The 22,513-nt window shown below is 33.3% G+C and carries 15 protein-coding genes; 8 read left to right on the forward strand and 7 right to left on the reverse strand.

The window, feature by feature from the left end:
* Window positions 1–78 precede the first annotated feature (78 nt).
* The 4 genes from ABD077_RS08285 to ABD077_RS08300 are packed head-to-tail and all read left to right on the forward strand — an operon-like array spanning window position 79 to window position 4,756.
* Window positions 79–1,383 carry an MGH1-like glycoside hydrolase domain-containing protein gene (locus tag ABD077_RS08285; RefSeq protein WP_343911854.1) on the forward strand — a complete coding sequence of 435 codons (1,305 nt, stop codon included), beginning with the start codon at window positions 79–81 and terminating at the stop codon, window positions 1,381–1,383.
* Window positions 1,384–1,409: 26 nt separating this feature from the next.
* Window positions 1,410–2,012 (forward strand): GNAT family N-acetyltransferase, encoded by a 603-nt coding sequence (locus ABD077_RS08290; RefSeq protein WP_343911855.1) that lies wholly within the window; start codon window positions 1,410–1,412, stop codon window positions 2,010–2,012.
* Window positions 2,013–2,016: 4 nt separating this feature from the next.
* On the forward strand, window positions 2,017–3,624 hold the full coding sequence (locus ABD077_RS08295; protein ID WP_343911856.1) for a sodium:solute symporter family protein: 1,608 nt from the start codon (window positions 2,017–2,019) through the stop codon (window positions 3,622–3,624).
* A 10-nt stretch (window positions 3,625–3,634) separates the two neighbouring features.
* Entirely contained in the window at window positions 3,635–4,756 is a 1,122-nt protein-coding gene (locus tag ABD077_RS08300; RefSeq protein ID WP_343911857.1) for a glycerate kinase, read from the forward strand.
* An 80-nt stretch (window positions 4,757–4,836) separates the two neighbouring features.
* Here ABD077_RS08300 and ABD077_RS08305 read toward each other — a convergent pair whose 3' ends face one another.
* Window positions 4,837–5,178 carry a Fur family transcriptional regulator gene (locus ABD077_RS08305; RefSeq protein WP_343911858.1) on the reverse strand — a complete coding sequence of 114 codons (342 nt, stop codon included), beginning with the start codon at window positions 5,176–5,178 and terminating at the stop codon, window positions 4,837–4,839.
* Between the two features lie 181 nt (window positions 5,179–5,359).
* Between ABD077_RS08305 and ABD077_RS08310 the strand changes: the two genes are divergently transcribed.
* Window positions 5,360–5,776 (forward strand): MerC domain-containing protein, encoded by a 417-nt coding sequence (locus tag ABD077_RS08310; RefSeq protein WP_343911859.1) that lies wholly within the window; start codon window positions 5,360–5,362, stop codon window positions 5,774–5,776.
* A gap of 182 nt (window positions 5,777–5,958) precedes the next feature.
* On the opposite strand, the gene ABD077_RS08315 is transcribed toward ABD077_RS08310, so the two are convergent.
* From ABD077_RS08315 to ABD077_RS08335, 5 genes are all read right to left on the reverse strand, one after another.
* A complete protein-coding gene (locus ABD077_RS08315; RefSeq protein ID WP_343911860.1) occupies window positions 5,959–7,857 on the reverse strand; it encodes a CBM96 family carbohydrate-binding protein in 1,899 nt (632 codons plus the stop codon).
* Window positions 7,858–8,584: 727 nt separating this feature from the next.
* Window positions 8,585–9,088: a hypothetical protein gene (locus ABD077_RS08320; RefSeq protein WP_343911861.1), complete on the reverse strand. Its 504-nt coding sequence runs from the start codon at window positions 9,086–9,088 to the stop codon at window positions 8,585–8,587.
* Window positions 9,089–9,404: 316 nt separating this feature from the next.
* Complete coding sequence (locus ABD077_RS08325; RefSeq protein ID WP_343911862.1) at window positions 9,405–10,799, reverse strand: sulfatase-like hydrolase/transferase; 1,395 nt, start codon at window positions 10,797–10,799, stop codon at window positions 9,405–9,407.
* 247 nt (window positions 10,800–11,046) lie between these two features.
* Window positions 11,047–14,325, reverse strand: a complete 3,279-nt coding sequence (locus ABD077_RS08330) for an Ig-like domain-containing protein (RefSeq protein WP_343911863.1) — start codon at window positions 14,323–14,325, stop codon at window positions 11,047–11,049.
* Window positions 14,326–14,500: 175 nt separating this feature from the next.
* The gene (locus ABD077_RS08335; RefSeq protein ID WP_343911864.1) at window positions 14,501–15,547 is read right to left on the reverse strand and encodes an aldose epimerase family protein; all 1,047 of its coding nucleotides are present in this window, start codon (window positions 15,545–15,547) and stop codon (window positions 14,501–14,503) included.
* 156 nt (window positions 15,548–15,703) lie between these two features.
* Here ABD077_RS08335 and ABD077_RS08340 point away from each other — a divergent pair, with 156 nt between their 5' ends.
* The 3 genes from ABD077_RS08340 (at window position 15,704) to ABD077_RS08350 (ending at window position 20,787) form a co-directional block, all read left to right on the forward strand.
* Window positions 15,704–17,488, forward strand: coding sequence for a sulfatase (locus ABD077_RS08340; RefSeq protein ID WP_343911865.1), 1,785 nt, complete (start codon window positions 15,704–15,706; stop codon window positions 17,486–17,488).
* 207 nt (window positions 17,489–17,695) lie between these two features.
* Window positions 17,696–18,838 (forward strand): formylglycine-generating enzyme family protein, encoded by a 1,143-nt coding sequence (locus ABD077_RS08345; RefSeq protein ID WP_343911866.1) that lies wholly within the window; start codon window positions 17,696–17,698, stop codon window positions 18,836–18,838.
* 434 nt (window positions 18,839–19,272) lie between these two features.
* Complete coding sequence (locus ABD077_RS08350; protein WP_343911867.1) at window positions 19,273–20,787, forward strand: hypothetical protein; 1,515 nt, start codon at window positions 19,273–19,275, stop codon at window positions 20,785–20,787.
* 123 nt (window positions 20,788–20,910) lie between these two features.
* On the opposite strand, the gene ABD077_RS08355 is transcribed toward ABD077_RS08350, so the two are convergent.
* Window positions 20,911–22,488, reverse strand: a complete 1,578-nt coding sequence (locus ABD077_RS08355; RefSeq protein WP_343911868.1) for an MFS transporter — start codon at window positions 22,486–22,488, stop codon at window positions 20,911–20,913.
* Between the last annotated feature and the right edge of the window lie 25 nt (window positions 22,489–22,513).

A 22,513-nucleotide genomic window follows, 5' to 3' on the forward strand; every position in this document is an offset into this window, starting at 1 on the left:
TAAATAATTTATTATAGCTAAGACATCACTTGTAGCTCACTGCAAGTGATGCACTTTTATTAATCCACAAGAATTGTTATGACACCATTAGAGAAAAAAGCAATTGAAGTTTTGAACAAAAACTGGAAAGGTAACTTTAGTATACCATGCGAGAATTTATATCCTTTTCAGTGGTTTTGGGATTCCGGTTTAATTGCAATTGGCTTTGCGCATTTTGATATGTCCAAAGCGGAAAAAGAAATTTTTACATTACTAGACGCGCAGTGGGATAATGGTTTTATTCCGCATATCGTTTTTCATAGTGAAACGGATTCGTATTTTCCTGGAGCTGATTTTCATCACTCAAGTTTGCATCCACAAGCATCCAAAAAATATAAAACCACTGGGATAACACAACCGCCAGTAACAGGATTTGTATTGGAAGAATTATATAGAATTAGTTCTGATAAAGAAGCGACTCTTAATTTTATAAAGACGGTTATTGATAAAGTATATTTTAATCATGAATACTTTTATAACAATAGAGATCCTAAAGATGAAGGATTAATTTATATATACCATAATTGGGAATCGGGAACAGATAATTCTCCGATCTGGGATGATATTTGGGAGACTATGAATCCTCCAGAGTACACTTTTGAAAGAAGAGACACCACACATGTAGATGCATCACAAAGACCTTCGAAGAGAGAATATGATCACTATTTACATATTATAGAAATAGCAAAAGAACATAACTACAATGACCAAAAAATTGCAGAGCTATCACCATTTTTGGTACAAGATCCACTATTTAATGCTTTATTAATAAAATCTAATGAGTCCTTAATTAAGTTATATCATCTTATAGAGAATAATGAGGAAAAAATTAAACAATTACACAACTGGCAAAGCAAGGCGATACATTCATTCAACACAAAATTATTTGATGAAGAAATTGGGGCGTATATACATTATGATTTAAGGAATGAAAAGCCTCTTAAATATTTGTCTTCATCCTCATTCTCACCTCTGTTTGCAGGTATTCCGAATAAGCAAAGAGCTACTTCTATGATCAAATTAATGCTGGACAAATTTGGTGGTGATCATCAATATTTATGTGCTTCTTTTGATCCCACTAGTGATCGGTTTAATCCTAAGAAATATTGGAGAGGACCTGTGTGGATAAATCTAAATTGGATGCTATATCGTGGAGTATCAGAATATGAATATGAAGATGTCGCAGAGCGTATCAAAAAGGATAGTATTGAAATCATAGAAAAGAATGGATTTTATGAATATTTTGATTCTAGAAAAGAAATCCATGAAAAAGAAAATGCAGGATATGGCGGTAACAATTTTTCTTGGAGCGCGGCATTGCTTATTGATTTAATTCGTTCGTAAAGATCATCGAAATTAATAATGAGAAAATGTTAGATTTTTCAAAAGACTATATACTAGAAAATGATACGGTAAGATTGTCTCCGTTACAAAAGGAACATGTAAAGGAGCTTTCAGTGCAATCAAATGATCCTGATATTTGGACCTACTTGTTAGAAAAAGGAAGAAGTTTTAAACAGTTAGAAGTATATATTTCTCAGGCTTTAGAGAATAGAAGAATGTCAAAAGAGTACCCATTTATAGTATATGATAAAATCCAAGGTAGATCGGCAGGAACAACCAGATTATATGATTATTCCGAACAGTTAAAGGTGGTCAAATTAGGACATACATGGTATGGTAAAGATTTTAGAGGGACTATGGTAAATAAGAACTGCAAATACCTGTTATTAGAATTTATTTTTGAAGATTTAGAAGTAGAGCGTGTTGGATTTGGAGTTCATGAAGAAAATCAAGTAAGCCTATCTGCATTAAAAAGTGTAGGTTGCTCAGAGGAAGGGGCTTTACGTAATTTTATTCCTTCGTTAGCTGGCAATGGGAGAGCTAATATTGTTTTGTTGAGTATCTTGAAAAATGAATGGATGAATTCTATAAAACCTGAATTGCATAAAAAGTTAAATATAAAAGCATAAGCTTATGAATTATATAGATTACATCATTATAGTGGTTTATTTACTGGCTTTCTTAGGGATAGGATACTTTTTTAAGGAAAATAAGAATTCTAAGGATTATTTTTTGGGAGGACAATCCATGAGTTGGTTTCCTCTTAGTCTATCTACAATGGCCACACAGTTATCCGCTATTAGTTTTATCTCTGCGCCTGCATTTGTAGGTTTAAAAGAAGGAGGAGGATTACAATGGTTAACATATGAATTTGGAGTTCCGTTAGCAATGGCTTTTCTGTTGATTGCTATCATTCCTTCCTTGTATAATTCAGGTATTGTAAGCGTTTATGAGTTTCTGGAAAAACGTTTTGATGCTTCATCCAGACTGTTGATAAGTTTTGTGTTTCAAATAAGTCGTTCTGTTGCAACTGGTGTTATGGTGTATACCATGGCACTCATATTACAAGCTACCACAGGAATTGAATTTTGGATTTCTGTATTATTGATAGGAATCATTACAATGATTTATTCATTTCAAGGAGGAATGAAAGCTGTAATTTGGGGCGATGTCATACAGATGTGTATTTTGTTTTTCGGGATTATTGTTTGTTTAATTTATGGTATAAGTGAATTAGGAGGTTTCGAAAATTTCTTAACTCATGTCGATAAGGATAGACTAACTGCAGTGGATTTTTCGAAATGGGGATTTAATAATGCAGATAAAAAAGACGAATTTGGTTTTTGGCCTATGGTCATAGGAGGGATCTTTTTATATGCTTCCTATTACGGAACGGACCAAACACAATCTCAGCGATTACTATCCGCTAAAGGGATGCCTACTATAAAAAGATTGTTGCTTGCTAATGGATTGCTTCGGTTTCCAGTTACGCTTACGTATTGTTTAATGGGATTGGTCCTAGGAACTTTATTGATCCAAGATGCAGGTTTTCAAGAACTAATGGATATTGTCTATCAAGATAACATAAGTAGTTTAGAAGGGAAGCGAGCAGATCTAATGGTACCGGTTTTTATTATAAAATATCTTCCAAATGGTATTATAGGAATTTTGATTGTGGCCATCATGTCAGCCGCTATGTCATCTTTGAGTTCCACCGTAAATTCATTATCGGCAGTAACTTTAGAAGATTTTATAAAAAGGTTTAAGCCAGATATGCCAGATAAGAAATATGTTACGTATTCTAGATTACTCTCAGTTTTCTGGGGATTGGTATGTTTATTTTTTGCATTTTTTGCTGGAAACATTGAAGGTACGGTGATCGAAGTGATTAATAAGATTAGTTCCATATTCTATGGACCTATTTTGGCAGCGTTTATATTAGCAATTCTTACCAAAAAGACGCACGCAATTGGAGCTAATATTGGTATTGTGGCGGGGGTGCTTTTTAATATGTTGTTGTGGTTGTATGTGCCTGAAGTATTTTGGTTTTGGTGGAATGCGATAGGTTGTTTAGTTACTATCGTTGTTGGATATACTTTAAGCTTGATGATAAATGGAACCCAAAAAGAAGGTTTAAAGGTCGTATTCTACAAAGAAGGAAAACGTGAAGTTATCATACTTTTAGTGTATTTTGTAATTATATGTCTTGTAGCATTATCTATTGTTAAGATATTAAGCTAATTTGTTTGCTATGAAAATAGTTTTAGCACCAGATAAATTTAAAAATTCGCTAACAGCTATGGAATTTTGCTTGGCTGTGGAAAGAGGCATTAAATCAGTTAGATCGGATGTAGATATTATAAAATTACCTTTAGCTGACGGCGGAGATGGCACAATAGAGGTAGTAAACTATTATTTAAAAGGCGAAACGGTAACTATAGAAGTAAATGATCCATTTTTTAAACCGGTAAAAGCATCCTATTTATATTCAGAAACTAGCCAAACTGCATTTATCGAAATGGCAGAAGCTTCAGGAATGAAGTTATTGAAAGAAGAGCAGTTCGATTGCAAAAATGCAACTACTTATGGCACTGGCGAAATGATTTTGGATGCCATAAATAAAGGAGCGACTAAGGTGATTTTTGGGCTAGGAGGAAGTGCTACAAATGATTGCGGTATTGGTATGGCGGCTGCTCTTGGATATCAATTTTTAGATAAAAAGAATCAACCAGTCAAACCAATTGGAGCGAATCTATCTAAAATAGTATCGATCAATACAGATGAGGTAACTCCTAAATTAGAGAACGTGCAATTCCAGATTGCTTGTGATGTAACGAATCCATTGTATGGAAAAAATGGAGCTGCGTTTACATATGCAAAGCAGAAGGGTGCAAATTCACAGGATATTGAAATGTTGGATAAAGGATTGCAAGACTTTTCGGTAGTGTTACGTGCTGTTTTTAATATAGAACCACAATCTGTACAAGGAGCGGGTGCTGCTGGTGGAATGGGGATAGCGTCCAAAGTATTTTTAAATGGAACTTTAGAACCTGGTATTGAGTTAATCAAAAGACTTGCTGGATTTAATGAAAAGATACAGGATGCAGATTGGATCATTTCTGGAGAAGGGAAGTTGGATGATCAAACACTATTAGGTAAAACAATTCAGGGAGTTATTAGGGCAGCAAAAGATAAGAATATTAAAGTAGCAGTCCTTTGTGGTATAATTGAACTAAATGAATATAATATCGATAATTTCATTATTTCTTACGTAGATGAAGTCATAAAATATGCTAAAGGAATAAAAGATGCAATGAATAACGCAGAGCACTATTTAGAGAAAATTGCTAAAAAGTTTATCAGTGAGTTTTAGGAAATACAAGAAATTATACTTTTTAATATGAAGTTTTTTTTGAATTTGGGATGTGTAATCTACCGATGATTTATTAAGTGCTAAGAAATACAATTTTTACACTTACCTGTTAAGAGTAAGGCTGCAGATTCTACATTGTATTTATAAACTTCTGGAATGGAAATACTAATGGGCAAACATTCGGTTTTACCACATTCACTGCATTGGAAATGAGGGTGAATGTCAGTAGGGTTTGTGTGTGAGCAATGGCTTATAGCATACCACCTTAGTCCATCTTTTCCAATAAAGGAATGCAAAGTACCTTCAGTTTCTAAACGATCTAGAATACGATAAACAGTAGTTTTATTCATATGTCCTTTGAACCGTTCCACTAAGGATACTGTAGAGATAGCTGTATCGCATTGCTCAAAGGCTTGAAGCATTGTGTTGACCGATTTAGTTTTTCTAACTACTCCCATAAGACAAATTTATCGCAACTAAGTTGCACTAGCAAATTTTTTTTAATTACTTTTGCAACTTGGTTGCAATAAAGTGTTTTTAATTTGTTTAAATAAGCAGTTAAAAGGTCAAGTTTTTAAGGTGATTTCTGGATTTATTTAGTATATGTATCGAACTGAAAAAATAAACTATTCTGACTGGCTTGGAGTTACGGCAAGTAGTCTTTGTGCAGTACATTGTTCGTTAACCCCTTTGTTGTTTGCTACGAGACCAATTCTGGAGAGTACACTCGATAAGCATGGTCATGGAGCCGGTTTCTGGACATTACTGGATTATCTTTTTTTAGGTTTAAGTTTAATAGCGGTTTGGTATTCTGCTAGGCATACCACTCATAGAGTAATTAAATGGATTTTTTGGGCAGCATGGAGTGTTTTTACAATTGGACTTCTATCCGAGCTTTTCCATATATCATACGGAAAATGGTTGATGTATGTTGGATCTTTTACATTAATAGGAATGCATTTGTATAATCTTTTTAATGTTAAAAAAGTAAAGTATGAAAGTACTTCCAAAAAGTTGTAGCCCCTCTAGTATTGTCAATAAATACAGACAAGTTACATTTATTATAATTTTTAAATTCCTGAGTATTTAAAATTCTAAACACTCAGGAATTTAGTTTTATGGTATGTCGATTACGTTTACTCTTACCTTGTTTCGTATGATAAATCAAGCTTTGCAGATACCTTTAATTCTTTTAGATCATTTTATTCTTTGATAAATAATGAACTTTTACCTGATATTTTAATTAAATATTGACCTGATGGTAATTCCGAGAGCTCTAATCTTTCTTCTTCATCAGATGCTATTATTGATTTTCTGTTTTTTCCTGAAAGATCATACACGATTATAGATTCTCCAGATTTTACTCCAGAAATAGTTAAAAAGTCACTAGTAGGATTTGGAAAAATCGTTAAGTTTGAACTTTCAGTAAATCTTTTTTCACATTCTAATTCTAGAATTAATTTTGGAGGATTGTTATTTTCCTTTGAAGAAAAAGAAACATCGTTTCCACTTTTTTGTTTTATAACAAACGATATAGTCTTTACTGGGGTGATATTGGATAGTTTCCATTGGTAGGACTTTTTTAATTTGTAAAGCGTATTAAGAGACCCTAGTTTTGCTTTTGCATTCGGTTTATTAGTGTTAGAAAGATTTGTTTCTTTCCAATTGTTTGAATCTCCTTGATAAACTTGGATCAATCCATTTCCACTATCTGAAGATACAGTAAGCTCTAGTGTAGCGCTTTTTACCTTTTGCTTTGTAGAAGAAGGAAACGAAAACTTAAGATAGGAAACTCTTCTGCCATCTTCTACACGAAGTTCACTTTTGTTATATCGAGCAGTGCCTTGGAGATAAGCGTCTTCTGAAGCTTTTAAAACTAAAGCATTATTGCAATCTTCTTCTTCATTCTCATCTCCGTCAGTATTATCTCCGTCAGAACCATCTAATACTACAGGATAGAAAGTATCACCGATGGGAGCTTGGTTTCGTAATAATCGTGGTTCTGAATACTGATCAAAAACGAACACTTTATCATCACCGCTAAAGCGTTCTGAATTTCCTCTTCCACGGGTTACATTATTGAAAACTATATTGTTTGGTCCAGGTTTTTTATGTCCATATTTTGATCCGCCAGAGGCAAAAGCTGCCCATGATCTCCATCTTAAACTGGTAATCGTATTGTTTTCTACCAGATTATAACCCTTGTCACCATTATGAAAATTAACATCCACTTCTATCTTACATTGAGTTACTACATTATACTTAGCATTTTGCTGAATAGTAAAATGTCTAATCCTTCTTACTTTCTCGTAGGCAAAAAGGTTATAATCTCCACGGATATCATAGTATCCATTACCTCCACCACCTTTGTTGTAACAGGCGTCTATAGTATTATTTCTGCAGGTGATGTGATTTCCCCATATTTCTAGAGGATCTGAGCCAGAATTTTTAAACGTACAATTATCGATCCAGCAGTTTTTGGATTTGCGGGTCATTCGAACAAAAGAAACGTACATGTTTTTTTCTCCTGCGGGATCATTACTAAAACAACGACTGCCACAATAACGATTAAGATCTACATTGCGATCATCGAAAAGTGTTATGGATTTAGGAGGTATATATTCGAACGTTAAATCCTCTAAACCAGATTTTTGGATATCATCAAATGTGAAGACTTGCTCATCGTTGTCACGTCTTGATCTAACGGTAACTTTTAGTAATACTTCATTTTTGTTTTCACCTCTTAATATTACATTTGATTTTAGATGTATTGGATGATCTATTGAATAAGTTCCCTTTTTTAATAATATTACACTAGGCGTTCCATTGGTTTCTATGTCATCAATAGCATCTTGGATTCCTTCAGAATCTGTTGGAGTCAATAAAGTTTTTATTGGCAATGTATTTCTTAATGGAATTCCACCGTCAACACCCGCTTTTTGCCATTCTCGCATAAACGGATAATTTGGATCATTCTTAGAGTTATCGAATGTAACCGCTGGATCTCCTATAGATTTTTGGCTATAAATTTTTATAGTTGGTAGGAGTAGTATTAAGATAGCACATACCAACATAGCGTAATGGAGATTAGTTTTTTTCATGAGTTAAGTTTTTAAAAGTTTAGGTGTAGTAATTTTTGTTTCTCTTTCTGCCGTTACTTATGGTATGAGAAGAACAGTAGGATGAAACAATGGTATTCGTAAGCTGTTTTACTACTTTTTAATCAGTGTAAATAGTAGTTAACATCGGTACAGACATATTATTCAAAAACTTTTTTGAATATCAAGATGTAGAAAATAATTAATACCGTTTCTAAGATATAATGTCTGGAAAGAGTAAACTTCGGAAAATTAGAAGTCTGTAAAAATAATTCTTAAAAATAATAAGCAGAAACGAAGATGGTCTGTTAATTGGGCAGTATCGTTTATATTCTTATGATATCAATCAAGTAGAAGATTTATATCATTTTATTGGATTATAAGCATCTTGATGCGAATTACAATAAAAGTACTTTTTGATGTGAAATTTTTTGCGAGTTAAGTTCATTTTTTTTGAATTTAAGAAGGTTAGTGGGTTGGGAGGGAACCAATTTTTGATTGGGTTAAAATTACTGTATTTGCCTTTTTATCAAATACATAAAATTATCCATCACTTGTTCTTTTTTAACCTCTTGTGTTTTGTCTCTTAGAACGTAATGAAGGTATGGTGTTCTAAGTACTTATAATGAACTTATAAAATAATTATAAAGTAAAAGATGTTAATTGATGAATGTAAGACGATTGATTTAAATTCCTGAGCACAAAAGTACTCAGGAATTTATAGGAGTCCTTATAGCGCTTCTTGTATATCTATAAGCAAGGAATAAGAAGGTACATAGTTTTGAACTTTTTCAAAATTTAGAGTGGTTTTTGGTTTCTTTTGTACTAATACATTTTTGAAATAACCTTTACAACTCCCGTTTTCTGAAGTCTCCGTATAATTGGTTCCATAAATAACATCTACTCTGTGATTTCCTTCGGGGATGTTTTTTACTTTATGGAATTGAGAAGGCTTTAAATGAATAGTTCTAATTGTTTCTGATGTTTTAATGTTTACAATGTAAATAATAGCTTCAGTAAGGTCATTGGTTTTGATTTTTAGGTAATTATCTAAACCTTTATCATATTTTGATTGTTTATTAATACAGGTAGGTTCTGGGTCAGATAAAGTGTTGTTGTTTACTATCTCGTTACCAATAGTTACACTATTAAATGCTAGTATCCCACATAAAAATGGTAACAGAAGTAAGGCTTTAATTTTTTTGATGGTTAGTTGATTACTTTTTTTAATCATGATTGCATTTTTTAATTAATAAATGGAGTAAATAATCGGACCAAAGATTTTACTAATGAAAAATAACTCCTCGTTAAACTAAATCTTTAGTTCTAAAAGACAAATATAACTAAATTTTTAGTTTGAACTAATTTTTTAGTTTAAAAAAATAAACGATAATGTATTTCTGTAAATATTTTAATTGCTTATCTGAGGATAGGAGTAGTGTGAGATACAAACCTCTGATAAGCTTACAAATAAAAAATCCATACTAGAATTAGTATGGATTTTATTTGGAGATATAAAGTATTGTTGCGAAAACTCTGTATTTGGTTCTTTAATCATTCGAACTTCCATTTCGATATTTATCCATACGATCGATATCATATTTTTCGAACTTTCTTTTTAGTAACCATAATGGACGTTCTAGTGTTAGTTCCCATTCAAATATTTTTTTGAACATTGTTTTTACTTTTTCAGGGAAAACATTCACGAGATTCTTTTGTTCTGAGATATCATTGGATAGATCGTAGAGTTCTGCCAATCTATCGGGATATCGAATCAGTTTAAAATCACCTTCTCTTAATACAGCTCTCACATCTTTTTTCCAGTATAATTCTTTATGAGGTCTAGCTGTTTCCTTTTCATTTATAACAAAAGGAAGTAGATCAACGCCATCAATATCAGTAAGGTCTTTAATATTTCCTCCACCTGCTTTATAAAAGGTAGGTAGTAAATCCAAAGTACTAACAGGATAATGGTAGTGCTTTCCTTTTTTAATTTTATCTGGCCAGCTTAAAACAAAAGGTACTCTTAAACCTCCTTCTAAGTGATTAGATTTTGTCCCACTTAATGGCCTGTTATCAGAAGCATTTTTGTCGGTAGGTCCACCGTTATCATTAGAAAATACTACAATGGTATTTTGATCTAAACCAAGTTCCTTTAGTTTATCCAAAACTCTACCACAGGCTCTATCCATAGCTAGTGTCATTGCAGCAAGTTCCTTTCTTTTTCCGGTAAGATTAGGAAATTTTGCTAAGTCTTCTTTTGTTGCTTCCATTGGTGTATGTACAGCATTAAAAGATAACATCACGAAAAAGGGCTTATTTTTGTTAGCCTCAATAAAGTTTATAGTTTCATCTGCCAAAGCATCCGTTACATAGGTTTCAGGTTCTTCATAACTTCTAAAACCACGTTCTATTTTTTTGTCGTGATGAATGCCAGCTAAATTATCATATTTGAAATAGCTCCGGTCTCCACCTCTAAAACCATAGAACACATCGAATCCTCTTTTTAATGGATGATATCTATCTGCATCTCCTAGGTGCCATTTTCCAAATAATGCATTGGTATATCCAAGTCTTTTCAAATAATCTGCCATGGTTACTTGATCCAAAGGTAATCCCATGTCGTCACCTAATAAAGCAGAGTTTTCGCTCATATATCCTGGCACGTTGATTTCTTCATATCCAAATCTTTGTTGATATTTCCCAGTGATAAGACCAGCTCTAGAAGGTCCACAAGTAGCGTCGGTTACATATCCTTGAGAAAAAACAACTCCTTTTTTTGCCAGTTTATCTAAGTTTGGTGTTTTCATGACCTTACTCCCTTGAAAACCAAAATCAGCGTACCCAGCGTCATCTGCAAAAAATAATATGATGTTTGGTTTTTTTTGCGCTTCGATCAATTGTATCGATAAAATGGCAATTAAAAAAAAGAACTTGTACTTCATGTAGCAATTATTAAATTTTGAAATTTACAATGTTTTTTGGTTTTGGTGATATGTAAAATGTTAACTTAAAAAAGTTCGACATAGCTTGTGTATAAACTGAAAGCTGTTGATTTTAGTATTTTTACAATTATTGGGAGCAAAATAAAAATAACGATGATTTGTAATGAAAATACTCGCTTCAGGTATGATTTCCTCTTCCAAAGAGAAAATGAACTTAGTTGAGTCACTATGCCGAACTTTTACAGAATTATTTAATTAATAGTCTTTTAGAAATAGTACGAGTACCGTTTTGTATTTTCAAAAAGTAAATACCTTCTTTCAATCTGCTCACATCTAGAATAACTTCATTTTCTGTAATAGATTGAGGTGTTAAAACGACACTACCAATCATACTAATAACGGTTACTTTTGTATTAGTTTCATCAAAATCATCCAATTCTATTGTTACAATATCTTCAGCAGGGTTTGGATATATCTCAATATTTGATTCATTAATTCGCGATGTTGTAGATTTAACAGGAACTAGTTTCCATTGGGTTCGATTATTAATCTCAGTATTAGGTCTTAGTTCTATTACACTATTGTTTTTATTTGTTTTAGGTCTTATGTATTTCCCAGAAGCTCTATTACGTAAAAAAACAAAACTGTTATTGGAAGGTATTTCTTTCCATTGTGTCCATGCACCAGTAAATGTATTGGGTTGTTGCTCTAAAATATTTCCATCCTCTCCATTCGCTCCTTTTGGTCTAAAATATTTTTTTGTTTTAACATTTTGGAAATAGAACCAACCATTATCACCATTTACTTTTTTCCATTTCACCCAGCTACTAATATTACGTGCAGGAGATAACTTTATTTCTGAACCGTTTTGATTATTAACGGCTCTAAGCTTTTTACCTGTTGCTCTATGTACAATGAAAAACTCTCCTGTAGGATTAGGAACGTTATCTGTAGGATTCACTGTTACGCTTACGGATGCTTCAGTTTTTTCTGTTTCATCATCATAAGCGATAACTCTTATGTTTCGATTTCCTTCAGCAGCATTTGTATATGTGAATTGATATGGAGCACTTGTTTTTGTATCTAACAGTTGATTGCCATCATAGAATTCTACTTTAGAAATACTTCCATCAGCATCTGAAGCTTCCGCTCTAATGATAATTTCATCTCCGAAATCAAATTGTTGATTAGCGTTAGGACTTGTAATTGTAAGTTCTGGAGGAGTGTTGTTATCAGCGTTAGTTTTGTTCCAAACTCTAATGTAATCAACATACATAGATTCAGGTAATTCTCCTAATTGCTGTCTTGCTCTCTCTGCTAAAGTCTGTAATCTTTGATTGTTTGGATAATCGCCTTGTGGATCAAATGAGGTAAATGCATTACCACCAAAGTCTACAAATGGTACTCTCATACCTAAAGACATAATTACTCGTAACGGCAATTTACCCCAATGTGTATTTTTCAAAGTTTTTCCAACTTTTTTACCATCTACAAAGAAATGAATTTCATCACGCGTAATTTCACAACCATAGGTATGCCAACCTTTGCGAGGATCAAAACCAAGAGGATATTTGTTTAATTGCTCGTCAGGGTTTTGTTTCGGTCTTACCCATCTTCTTCCGTTACCATTTTTGAAAGCAATGTGTAAGTTAGATTCGGTATCTTCTACACCATCCTGAACTCCATTATAAAAATCGTGTTGTTGTAATTCCTGGATATCAATCTCAGTATAAATTACACCATCTTCTGCAGGGTTGTTATCAAAGAATTTGCTGTACAACCAAAAGGCTGGACATAATCCTCTTGATTTATCAATACCACCATTAAAAGGATGTGGATCTGGATTATCAATATCTGCTCCTCTAATAACGGCTTCAATATATCCTTCGAAATTTGGAGGTAATGATTGTTTAGACTGAAGACATCCTGCATTGTAGAATTTACCATTTACAGCAATGGATGTTCCATTAGGATTTACTCCATTGTATCGTGCTGTGATTTTAGCCGAACCTCTATTAAAATAATCTCCTCTGGATACATTAGAGCTATTGGTTAAATTCCAAGCTGCAATGTTGGGTAAGTTATTATTTTGTTCCCATTTTCCGGACCAATTAATACCACCGCTATTAAACTCATCAGACATGTATTCTATTAAGGTAAATACATCATCAGGATTAGTAGTAATTACTGGTTGCCCGTTTGTTGGCGGATTATTATCTGTAGAATTAATAGTAATAATTACTGATTCTTCAGCTTTTTCTCCTTGATCATCATAAGCGATGACTCTTATATTTCTGTTTCCTTGGGGAGCTCCTGTATACGTAAATTCATAAGGAATAGCCGTTTTGGATCCTAATAATTGATTACCATCATAGAATTCTACTTTGGCGATGCTTCCATCAGCGTCGGAAGCCTCTGCAGTTATGATTATTTCTTCTCCTTGCTCGAATTGCTGATTAGAAGAAGGACTTGTAATTACAAGTTCTGGAGGAGTGTTTGTATTAGAGCTTGTTTTATTCCATACTCTAACATAATCAACATACATGGATTCAGGTAATTCTCCTAATTGTTTTCTAGCTCTCTCTGCTAAGGTTTGTAATCGTTGATTGCTAGGATAATCTCCTTGCGGGTCAAATGAGGTAAATGCATTACCACCAAAATCTACAAATGGGACTCTCATACCAAGAGATAGAATTACTCGCATAGGAAGTTTCCCCCAATGGGTGTTTTTTAATGTTTTTCCTACTTTTTTTCCATCCACAAAGAAATGAATTTCGTCACGTGTAATTTCGCATCCATAGGTATGCCAGTCCTTGCGAGGATCAAAACCAAGAGGATATTTGTTTAATTGCTCATCTGGGTTTTGTTTCGGTCTTACCCATCTTCTTCCGTTACCATTTTTAAAAGCGATATGTAAGTTAGATTCTGTATCTTCTACACCATCCTGAACACCATTATAGAAATCATGTTGCTGTAATTCTTGTATATCAATTTCTGTATAAATTACACCTCCATCAGCAGGGTTGTTATCAAAGAATTTACTGTATAGCCAAAATGCAGGACACAATCCTCTTGATTTATCAACACCACCATTAAAAGGGTGTGGATCGGGATTATCAATATCGGCTCCTTTGATAACAGCTTCAATATACCCCTCGAAATTTGGAGGCAATGATTGTTTAGATTGAAGACATCCGGCATTGTAAAATTTACCATTGACAGCAATGGATGTTCCATCAGGGTTTACTCCATTATATCGTGCTGTGATTTTAGCAGAACCTCTGTTGAAATAGTCTCCTTGTGATACATTGGAGCTGTTGGTTAAATTCCATGCTGCAATGTTAGGTAGGTTATTATTTTGTTCCCATTTTCCGGACCAATTTATACCTCCAGTTTCAAATTCATCAGACATATCATTCACTAAGGTAAATACATCATTGGCATTAGTAGTTATTGCCGGTTGTTGCCCATATAATTGTAATAAAAGCAGGCATAAAAGCATTGTTGTAATAACATTTTTTTTCATATTGTTGGTTGAGTTTGCGTTAAATATTGCCGACAAAATTAACTTGGCTACAACGTTATAGTGAGTTCCCAATTAACTAGTTATTACATTATTTTACCTTTTTATAAGTGGAATGATTATGAATCATTTAAAAGGGGGGGGAAGTGAGTAGGTGTCAAATTATCTTAGAGAAAATTCAATAGGTGTAGAATTTGAAAACAGTCTGACTTCTGTATGGATCTTCTGGATATGTTACACTTTTAGGGGCTTTATCTAGATTTGGAGCATTCGGATATCTATGAGTCTCACAACAGAGCCCCATGAATTTCCCATATTGATCTCCATTTTCACGTTTTAACTTGTCCGAAATATAATATCCTGTATAAAATTGCATTCCTGGTTCTGTAGTAGAAATATCCAAAGCTCTTTTGTTTGATGGGTGAAAAAAAGTAGCCACTTTCTGAAGTAAAAAATTATTACTGAATAGATAGTAATGGTCATATCCCTTTTCTAAAAACTCCATAGCATCTTCTAATAATTTTCCTTTCCTAAAGTCTTCAGATCTTTGGTTTACCAAGATTTTGTTTCCATTAGCTATTCCAAGACTATTTAGTTCCAAAAGATGGTTAGATTGAATCTGCACTTTATGATTTAAAATATTTTCTTTAAAACCAGATAAATTAAAATAGGTATGATTTGTTAGTGATATTGGAGTAGTTTTATCTGTTTCTGCGTAGTAAGAAATACTTAATTCATTTACATTATTTAGCTCAAATTTTACTTCAATATCTAAGTTACCTGGATATCCTTGCTCTAAATGATAACTTTTTAATTTCATTGTTATGCACGAGCTATTTTTGTTACCTTCATAGGTTGATTGCCATATTTTTTTATCAAATCCTTTAAGTCCACCATGTAAATGATTTCCTCTGTCATTTTCTGGTAAGTTGTATATATTTCCTTCTAATTTGAAAGTACCTTTTTCAATTCTAGAAGCGCATCTTCCTATAGTGGCTCCGAAATAGGGGTTGTTGTTTAAATATTCTTCCGAAAAATAGTTTTTTACAGAGTCAAAACCGCAGGTTATTTCTTCTAGATTCCCTTTATGATCCGGAGTGATGATCGAGGTTATGGTTGCGCCATAGTTTGTTATTTTAATAGAAACATTGTTGTCATTTGACATTTCAAATAAATAGATTTCTTTACCTTCTTTGAAACCAATTATGTTTTTTTCGATGCGCATTTTGACTAGTTTAATTGTACTTTAAAAAAAATTGAAGGTTAATCAATCTTATTAAGATGTATGTAGGTGATACTTTTGACCTATAATAGTAGATTAACATTTGCTTTCTCAATTATATTAAGAATATTAAGCAAGTTGAATTAAAGAGTTAACTTAATGCAGTTAAAGGTTAATTTTGGAGCTTTGGAGTCTATCGGCAATAATTATCTTCGTTGGATGCATTATTGTGAATACAAACATTTCAAAAAGAAAGACCTTACAAAATCTTTATTCATGAGATTACTTCATCTTATCATTGTATTAGTATTATTTGTTAGTTGTAAACAACAAGAAGCTGTAGAAAAAGATATTCAGCAAAACACAAGGCCGAATATTTTGTTTATCGCGATAGATGATCTTCGTCCAGAACTTGGGTGTTATGGATCTGATATTGCTATTACACCACATATAGACGCTTTAGCAGCTAACGGATTACGTTTTAATAAAGCATATACCCAACAAGCTATTTGCAGTCCTTCTAGAGCTAGTCTAATGACAGGCGCCAGACCAGAGACAATTGGTGTCATAGAAAATTATGCCTATTTCAGGGATTTAAATCCTAATATCGTTACATTACCTCAGCATTTTAAAAACAACGGGTATGAAACTATTCAAATAGGTAAGATTTATCATAAACCATCATTTAGTGACGCTAAACTTTCTTGGAATAAGGAACCTGCAACGGAAAGAATGAAGTTTAAAAGAGAAATAACACCTGGAGGTTTTGCACTTTTTGAAAACCAAAAAATGTATCAGGAAAACAAAGCTGATATGATTGCAAAATACGGTAAAGATGCTGCTAGTAAAGGTTTAGGAAAAGGACCTGCATATGAAAAAGCTGATGTTCCGGATTATTTTTATGAAGATGGGTATAATGCCTTATTAGCGACAGAAACCCTTGAGGAGTTGAAGGAAAAAAATCCGGATAAGCCTTTCTTTTTGGGAGTTGGTTTTAAAAAGCCTCACTTAGACTGGTTGGCTCCCAAAAAATATTGGGATATGTATGATCCGGAAAAAATTAAACTTTCTACGCAGATCAAAGGACCGGAAAATGGAGCGGAGATGGGATTACATCCATCATTCGAATTACGAGTGAGAAGTGGTATCCCAAAGAAAGGAAAAATTAACGATTCGTTAGCCCGAGTATTAAAACATGCATATCTAAGTTCTGTTACCTATATCGATGCTCAAATAGGTAAAGTAATTCATACCTTAGAAGAACTAGGGTTAAGAGAAAATACAATTATTTTACTATGGAGTGATCATGGATGGCATTTGGGCGAGATGGGGATTTGGGGTAAAGCTACCAATTATGAAATATCCACAAGAGTTCCTATGATTATAAGTACTCCTAATATGCTAGATAGTAGTATTGGGAAATCCACCGAAGCATTGGTAGAGTTAGTAGATATGTATCCTACTCTTGTAGAGTTAGCAGGTTTAAAACCTCCCAAACATCTAGAAGGACAGAGTTTTGCTCCATTAATTGCTAATCCAAATAAAGCATGGAAAAAAGCAGCCTTTAGTCAGTTTCCTTCTCCGGCATTACGGGAATGGGCTGCCAATCCACTTTCGCAAGGTATGAGAGAAACATATTTTGGTCCTTTGATTATTGATGTAGAGGAACGAATCAAAAAACAACAAAAAGAAAAATGGGATAGAACACTTTTTGAGCAGAATCTTATGGGGTATTCGATGAGAACTCAGAAATACCGATTGATCGCCTGGAAAGATTATAAGGACAAGAACAAGGCTCCGATATTTTTAGAATTATACGATCATATAAATGATCCCCATGAAACGAAGAATATTGCTAAAGAGAATCCAGAAATTCTTTCAGTGCTCTTAAAGCAACTGGATGCAGGATGGGAAGGGAACCAAGCTAAAGATGATGAAGGATAAAAACATTGAACAAACATCTCTGATAATTTGAAATAGATCCATACATTTGAGAGTTAAATTGAAGTTTTGAGATAGAAATATTGAACTACAATTGTTTGATATTCAAAAAATCAAATGTGAAATAAACCATGATAATAAGGTAATATCCATCGAAATGATTATTGGTGAATTCCATCTGACAATTGAAGAAAAATAAAATGTAAACAGATGAAATTGAAATTATTTTTTGGTCTAATATGTATGTTTCTTTTGTTTGTATGTCTTCCAACAAGCTGTAAAAGAAAAATAAAAGATTCTGATGTAGAAAGTTCTTTAGATACTCAAAGTCAAACAAATCATCAACATCTTGATTTAATTACCGATCTGCCCGAAAATGTAAATATCCCTAAAGGGATGAAGTGGATTCCTGGGGGAGTTTTTTATCAGGGAGCAGTGGAAAGGGATCTCATAGCAATGAATCATGAAAAACCTAGACATAAAGTTGCTATACACGGTTTTTTTATGGATTCTGTAGAGGTGACTAATGCCCAATTTAAAAAGTTCGTCGAAGAAACCGGATATATAACACTTGCCGAACGACCAGTAGATTGGGAGGAATTGAAATTACAATTGCCTCCAAATACTCCAAAACCTCACGATTCTGTTTTACAACCTGGCTCCTTGGTATTTAAAAAGACAAAATCATCTGTTACAAATTTCAGGAATTATTCTCAATGGTGGTATTGGAAAATCGGAGCGAACTGGAGACATCCGTCTGGTCCCGATAGTTCTATTGATGGTAAAGACAAAAATCCAGTGGTACATATTGCTTTAGAAGATGCACAAGCGTATTGTGAATGGGCTAACAGACGTTTACCTACTGAAGCAGAATGGGAGTATGCTGCACGAGGAGGAAAAAATAACATGGTATTTTTTTGGGGAAATGATAAATCAAAGTTAACAGCGTATGCGAATACTTGGACAGGAGAGTTTCCTGTTTACAATGATCGTGCTGATCGGGCAGAACATCTAATGGAAGTAGGGAAGTATCCTTCTAATGAATATGGTTTATATGATATGGCAGGGAATGTCTGGGAATGGACAGAAGATTGGTATAATACTGAATATTACAAGAGTTTTGGCGATCAAGATCTTTCGATTAACCCAAAAGGAGCTATAAAACCTTTAAATCCTTCGAATCCCTATGCTTCTGAAAAAGTTATAAGAGGTGGATCTTTTCTATGTAGTGATTCCTATTGCGCAAGTTATAGATTATCAGCAAGAATGAATGCTGCTCCAGATTCTTCTACAGATCACATAGGATTTAGAACTGTGGTTAGTATAGATCAACTTTTGTCTGGAACAAATTAGTAAAGTTCTATGTGGATATATCATAAAACACCTTGCTACAGACATTAATAGTTCTAGTTTTATTGATATTTTTATAACGTTTTTAATTGTTTTTTAACGGTTGAATTATCAACTTCTCAAAGAAAGATAAGATAGTGCTTGCTTGAGGTAAATGAATTTCATTAGCTGTAACATTTTTGAAATAATTTTACACAATAATTAATTGCAATGTCGACTTGCTCAAAATCTTATTTAACACAAACTTATATTAACTAAAGTCGTAAGTACAGAAAAACTTTTCATAGCAAAGTGTAGAGAATATACAATTCTTAACACTGATTACTCTCCTTGTTTATAAATAATATTATTTAAAAACTTGATTTTCAAATTAATATAGATTTGAAGTAGACAATCTATGCTTTGTTTGAAGATTTGCGACACAAAATTTTGAAATGATGAATATCAAATCAATTATACAAAAAACTTGCTTTTTAATTATCTTTTTAGGACTCGCTAGCTGTTCATTTGATAATATAGAAGAATACGAATCTCAAGAAACTATTAGTCAAGATTTAGATGGAGATAAAAGTCCGCCAAATTTTAATTCAGGAAATTTTTATACACCTCCACCACCGAATATAAAAAGAGTGCGATTTGATGGTAGTACGAGTGCAGAACTAAATCTTTTTATCAATCGAAATAAAAAAGATGGGGCAATTATAGAAATTCCACAGAACACTTATACTTGGGGTAAAGTTGTACTGAAATCCAATATACATTTAGAAATTGCTGCTGGCACCATTATTAAACCAGATATGAATAGGGGAGCTGTTTTTAATATTGGTACAAGTAAAAATGGCGATCGTCTAGAAAATGTTAGTATTGTTGGTAAAGGAGGTCGATTTACTATAGATATGTGTGATGCTAGATTTACGAACCAATTTATTGCAGCAGCTAGAGTAGGGCGAGTAGACAATTTTAAATTATCTCGTTTTAATATTAAAGATCGTAGAAGTATTTTGAATTCTATTCTCATGATTCATGTTTCTGGTGCATCTGAAAGAAAACCTGGAGCTAAAAATGGTGTCATTGAAAACATAAGTCAAACTGGTTCTCATACGGGTTATGGGTTAGTTCAGACCTATAATTGTAGTAATGTATTATTTAAAAACCTTCGATGTGAAGGAGGAATTACATTACGATTAGAGACTGATGATAGGTCCATGAAAAATGATGTTAAGAACGGAACAAAAGATGGTGGTGTGGAAGATATTTTTGCAGATGGTATCCATAATAGCAGAGGTTTGTCTTCTTTGATGTTGTCTCCTCATTTTGCTCAGAATGGTAAAGTAAAGGCCAGAAGAATTACCAGTACAAGTTCTGGTTTTACTATTAGATATGACGAAGGAACATTAGCTATTTTTGATTCGCAAAGAGCATTTCCTCTTACAGATGCAGGAAGAACTCAGTTTCAAGATTTTGTAAAAGCTCAATTTGCAGGATTTACAGGTAGAGCTTTTAGAGAAAATGCTTTCAAACGTAATAACGGAACACAATGGGCTGTAAACTTATCACCAGAAATTTTAGATCATCCTAATAGATCAGGATATATCACGAGCCAAATAGGAGATTTAAAAGCTGGAAAGTTTGATAATCCAACTGCGAGTAAAGTGGTAGCTAATTATGGAACAAAAGCTAAGCTAAAACAAAAACATTTAAAGTTTATTCCTTGTAATCAGTGGAATAAGATGACAGATCCTGGAGCAAGCTTTGGACTATTTAAAGGATTTGAATACATAGGTCCTTCTGCTGGAATAAGTATAGGTGATGGAGTAAGAATAACTGCACAGAAGTGGAATAATTTTCCAGATGGATTTATTCAGAATGTGAATGATAATACGCAACCTAAATGTGCTGATAGCCCAAGTAGTATTCAGGGAGCTACAGGAAACTATCCAGATTGTAATTAAATAAGAGTTTATGTAAATAACAAAAGAGGCTTTCTAAAAAATTAGACAGCCTCTTTTTTCTTAATGGAATATTCTTAACTATATCAAAAGTACTTTTATGAAACTTTAATAGTAAAAATAAGTTTAAGATGCTGATGACTTTCTTTGCAGTTTACTATGAATTTCTTCTAAGGTCATATTTTTGGTTTCTGGTAAAAATTTATAGAGAATAATTAAACCTACACATACGATAGCGGCATAAAATATGAAGATAGTACTAGCTCCCATATTGCTTAGTTGCCACGGGAAAAAGAATTGTACTAATGCACTTACGGTACTAGATACTAAAGCAAATAATGGTATCGCAATTCCGCGCAAATGTATTGGGAAAATCTCTGAAAACAATACCCACATAATAGGGCCAATCGAAAAATTGAAGGCAGCTACAAAACTTAAAATACCTAATAATATTAACAGTATGTTTAAGTGTGCAGATTCTTTTAATAAACTACCAGAATTATCTCGGGCGGCAGCCACACCTATAATTTCTTTAATAGCTTCTTTGAATTCGATATCACTAGTATATTCTTTCCCAATTAATACTTGTAACTTTTCTGCTTCCGGAATGTTACCCATTTTAGCTACAGACTCTTCTGTAATTGTATATGTTGCCTGATTAAAACCGTAAGCACACATTCCTAAACTTATGATGATCCAGCAGAGACCACCAATAACTAAAGGACGTCTTCCAATTCTATCAATTAACACTAATGAAAAAATGGTAGCTAATAATCCTATAACACCTAGCCATATAGCACTTGCAAATGCTCCGTCGGTTCCTAATCCAAGCTGCTCGAACATCGTAGATGCATAGGTCATAATCGCATTGATACCTGTGGACTGTTGCACTATTGCCAAAGTAAGACCAATGATTAGGATAACCCTCATAGGTTTGCCAAAAATCTCTGATAATTGAGACCCTATAGATCTATTTGTATTAGAGATTGCAACACTTTCTTTCATTTCTATAACATGATTTTCGATTTCTTCTGCATGGTATACTTTCAATAAGGCTTTTTTTGCTTCTTCGATTCTGTTTTTATAGATTAACCAAGCAGGACTTTTAGGAATTTTAAATAATAATATAAACCACAAGATGGCCGGGATAATCTCAATTCCTAACATCCAACGCCATCCGGTTTGGTTCAACTGTATTACCTGTACCCATTCCGCACCTGAAGACATTTGTTGTAAAATCCAATAATTGATAAAATAGGCAGCAGAGAATCCTATTCCAATATTGATTTGTAACATAGAAACCAATTTACCTCTCTGATCTGCTGGTGCAATTTCTCCCATATACATGGATGCCAGTGTTATAGAACTAAAGGCTAAACCTCCTAAAAATCGAGCAGCAAAAAGGGTAGTAAAAGAAGTTGCTAAAGCCGATCCAATAGCTGAGATGATATAAAGCAAGGCGATTATTTGTAAGGTGGTTTTTCTTCCATACCTATTACTACACCATGCTGATAAGGGTAATGCAATTAGGACTCCTAACCCAGGACCAAAACCTATGGCGCCTACTTCCCATTCATTTAAATTAAATTCTGAAGTAATAAACTTAAATCCTCCTGAGATAAGTGCTGCATCCAAACCAAACACAAATCCTCCTAATGCAACGATAGTCGCATAGATATAAGCATTTCTTTTTTGCTTATTCATAATTATCTTTTGTAAAAAGGTTTAT

The sequence above is a fragment of the Aquimarina litoralis genome (genome assembly GCF_039523995.1).
GTDB lineage: Bacteria > Bacteroidota > Bacteroidia > Flavobacteriales > Flavobacteriaceae > Aquimarina > Aquimarina litoralis.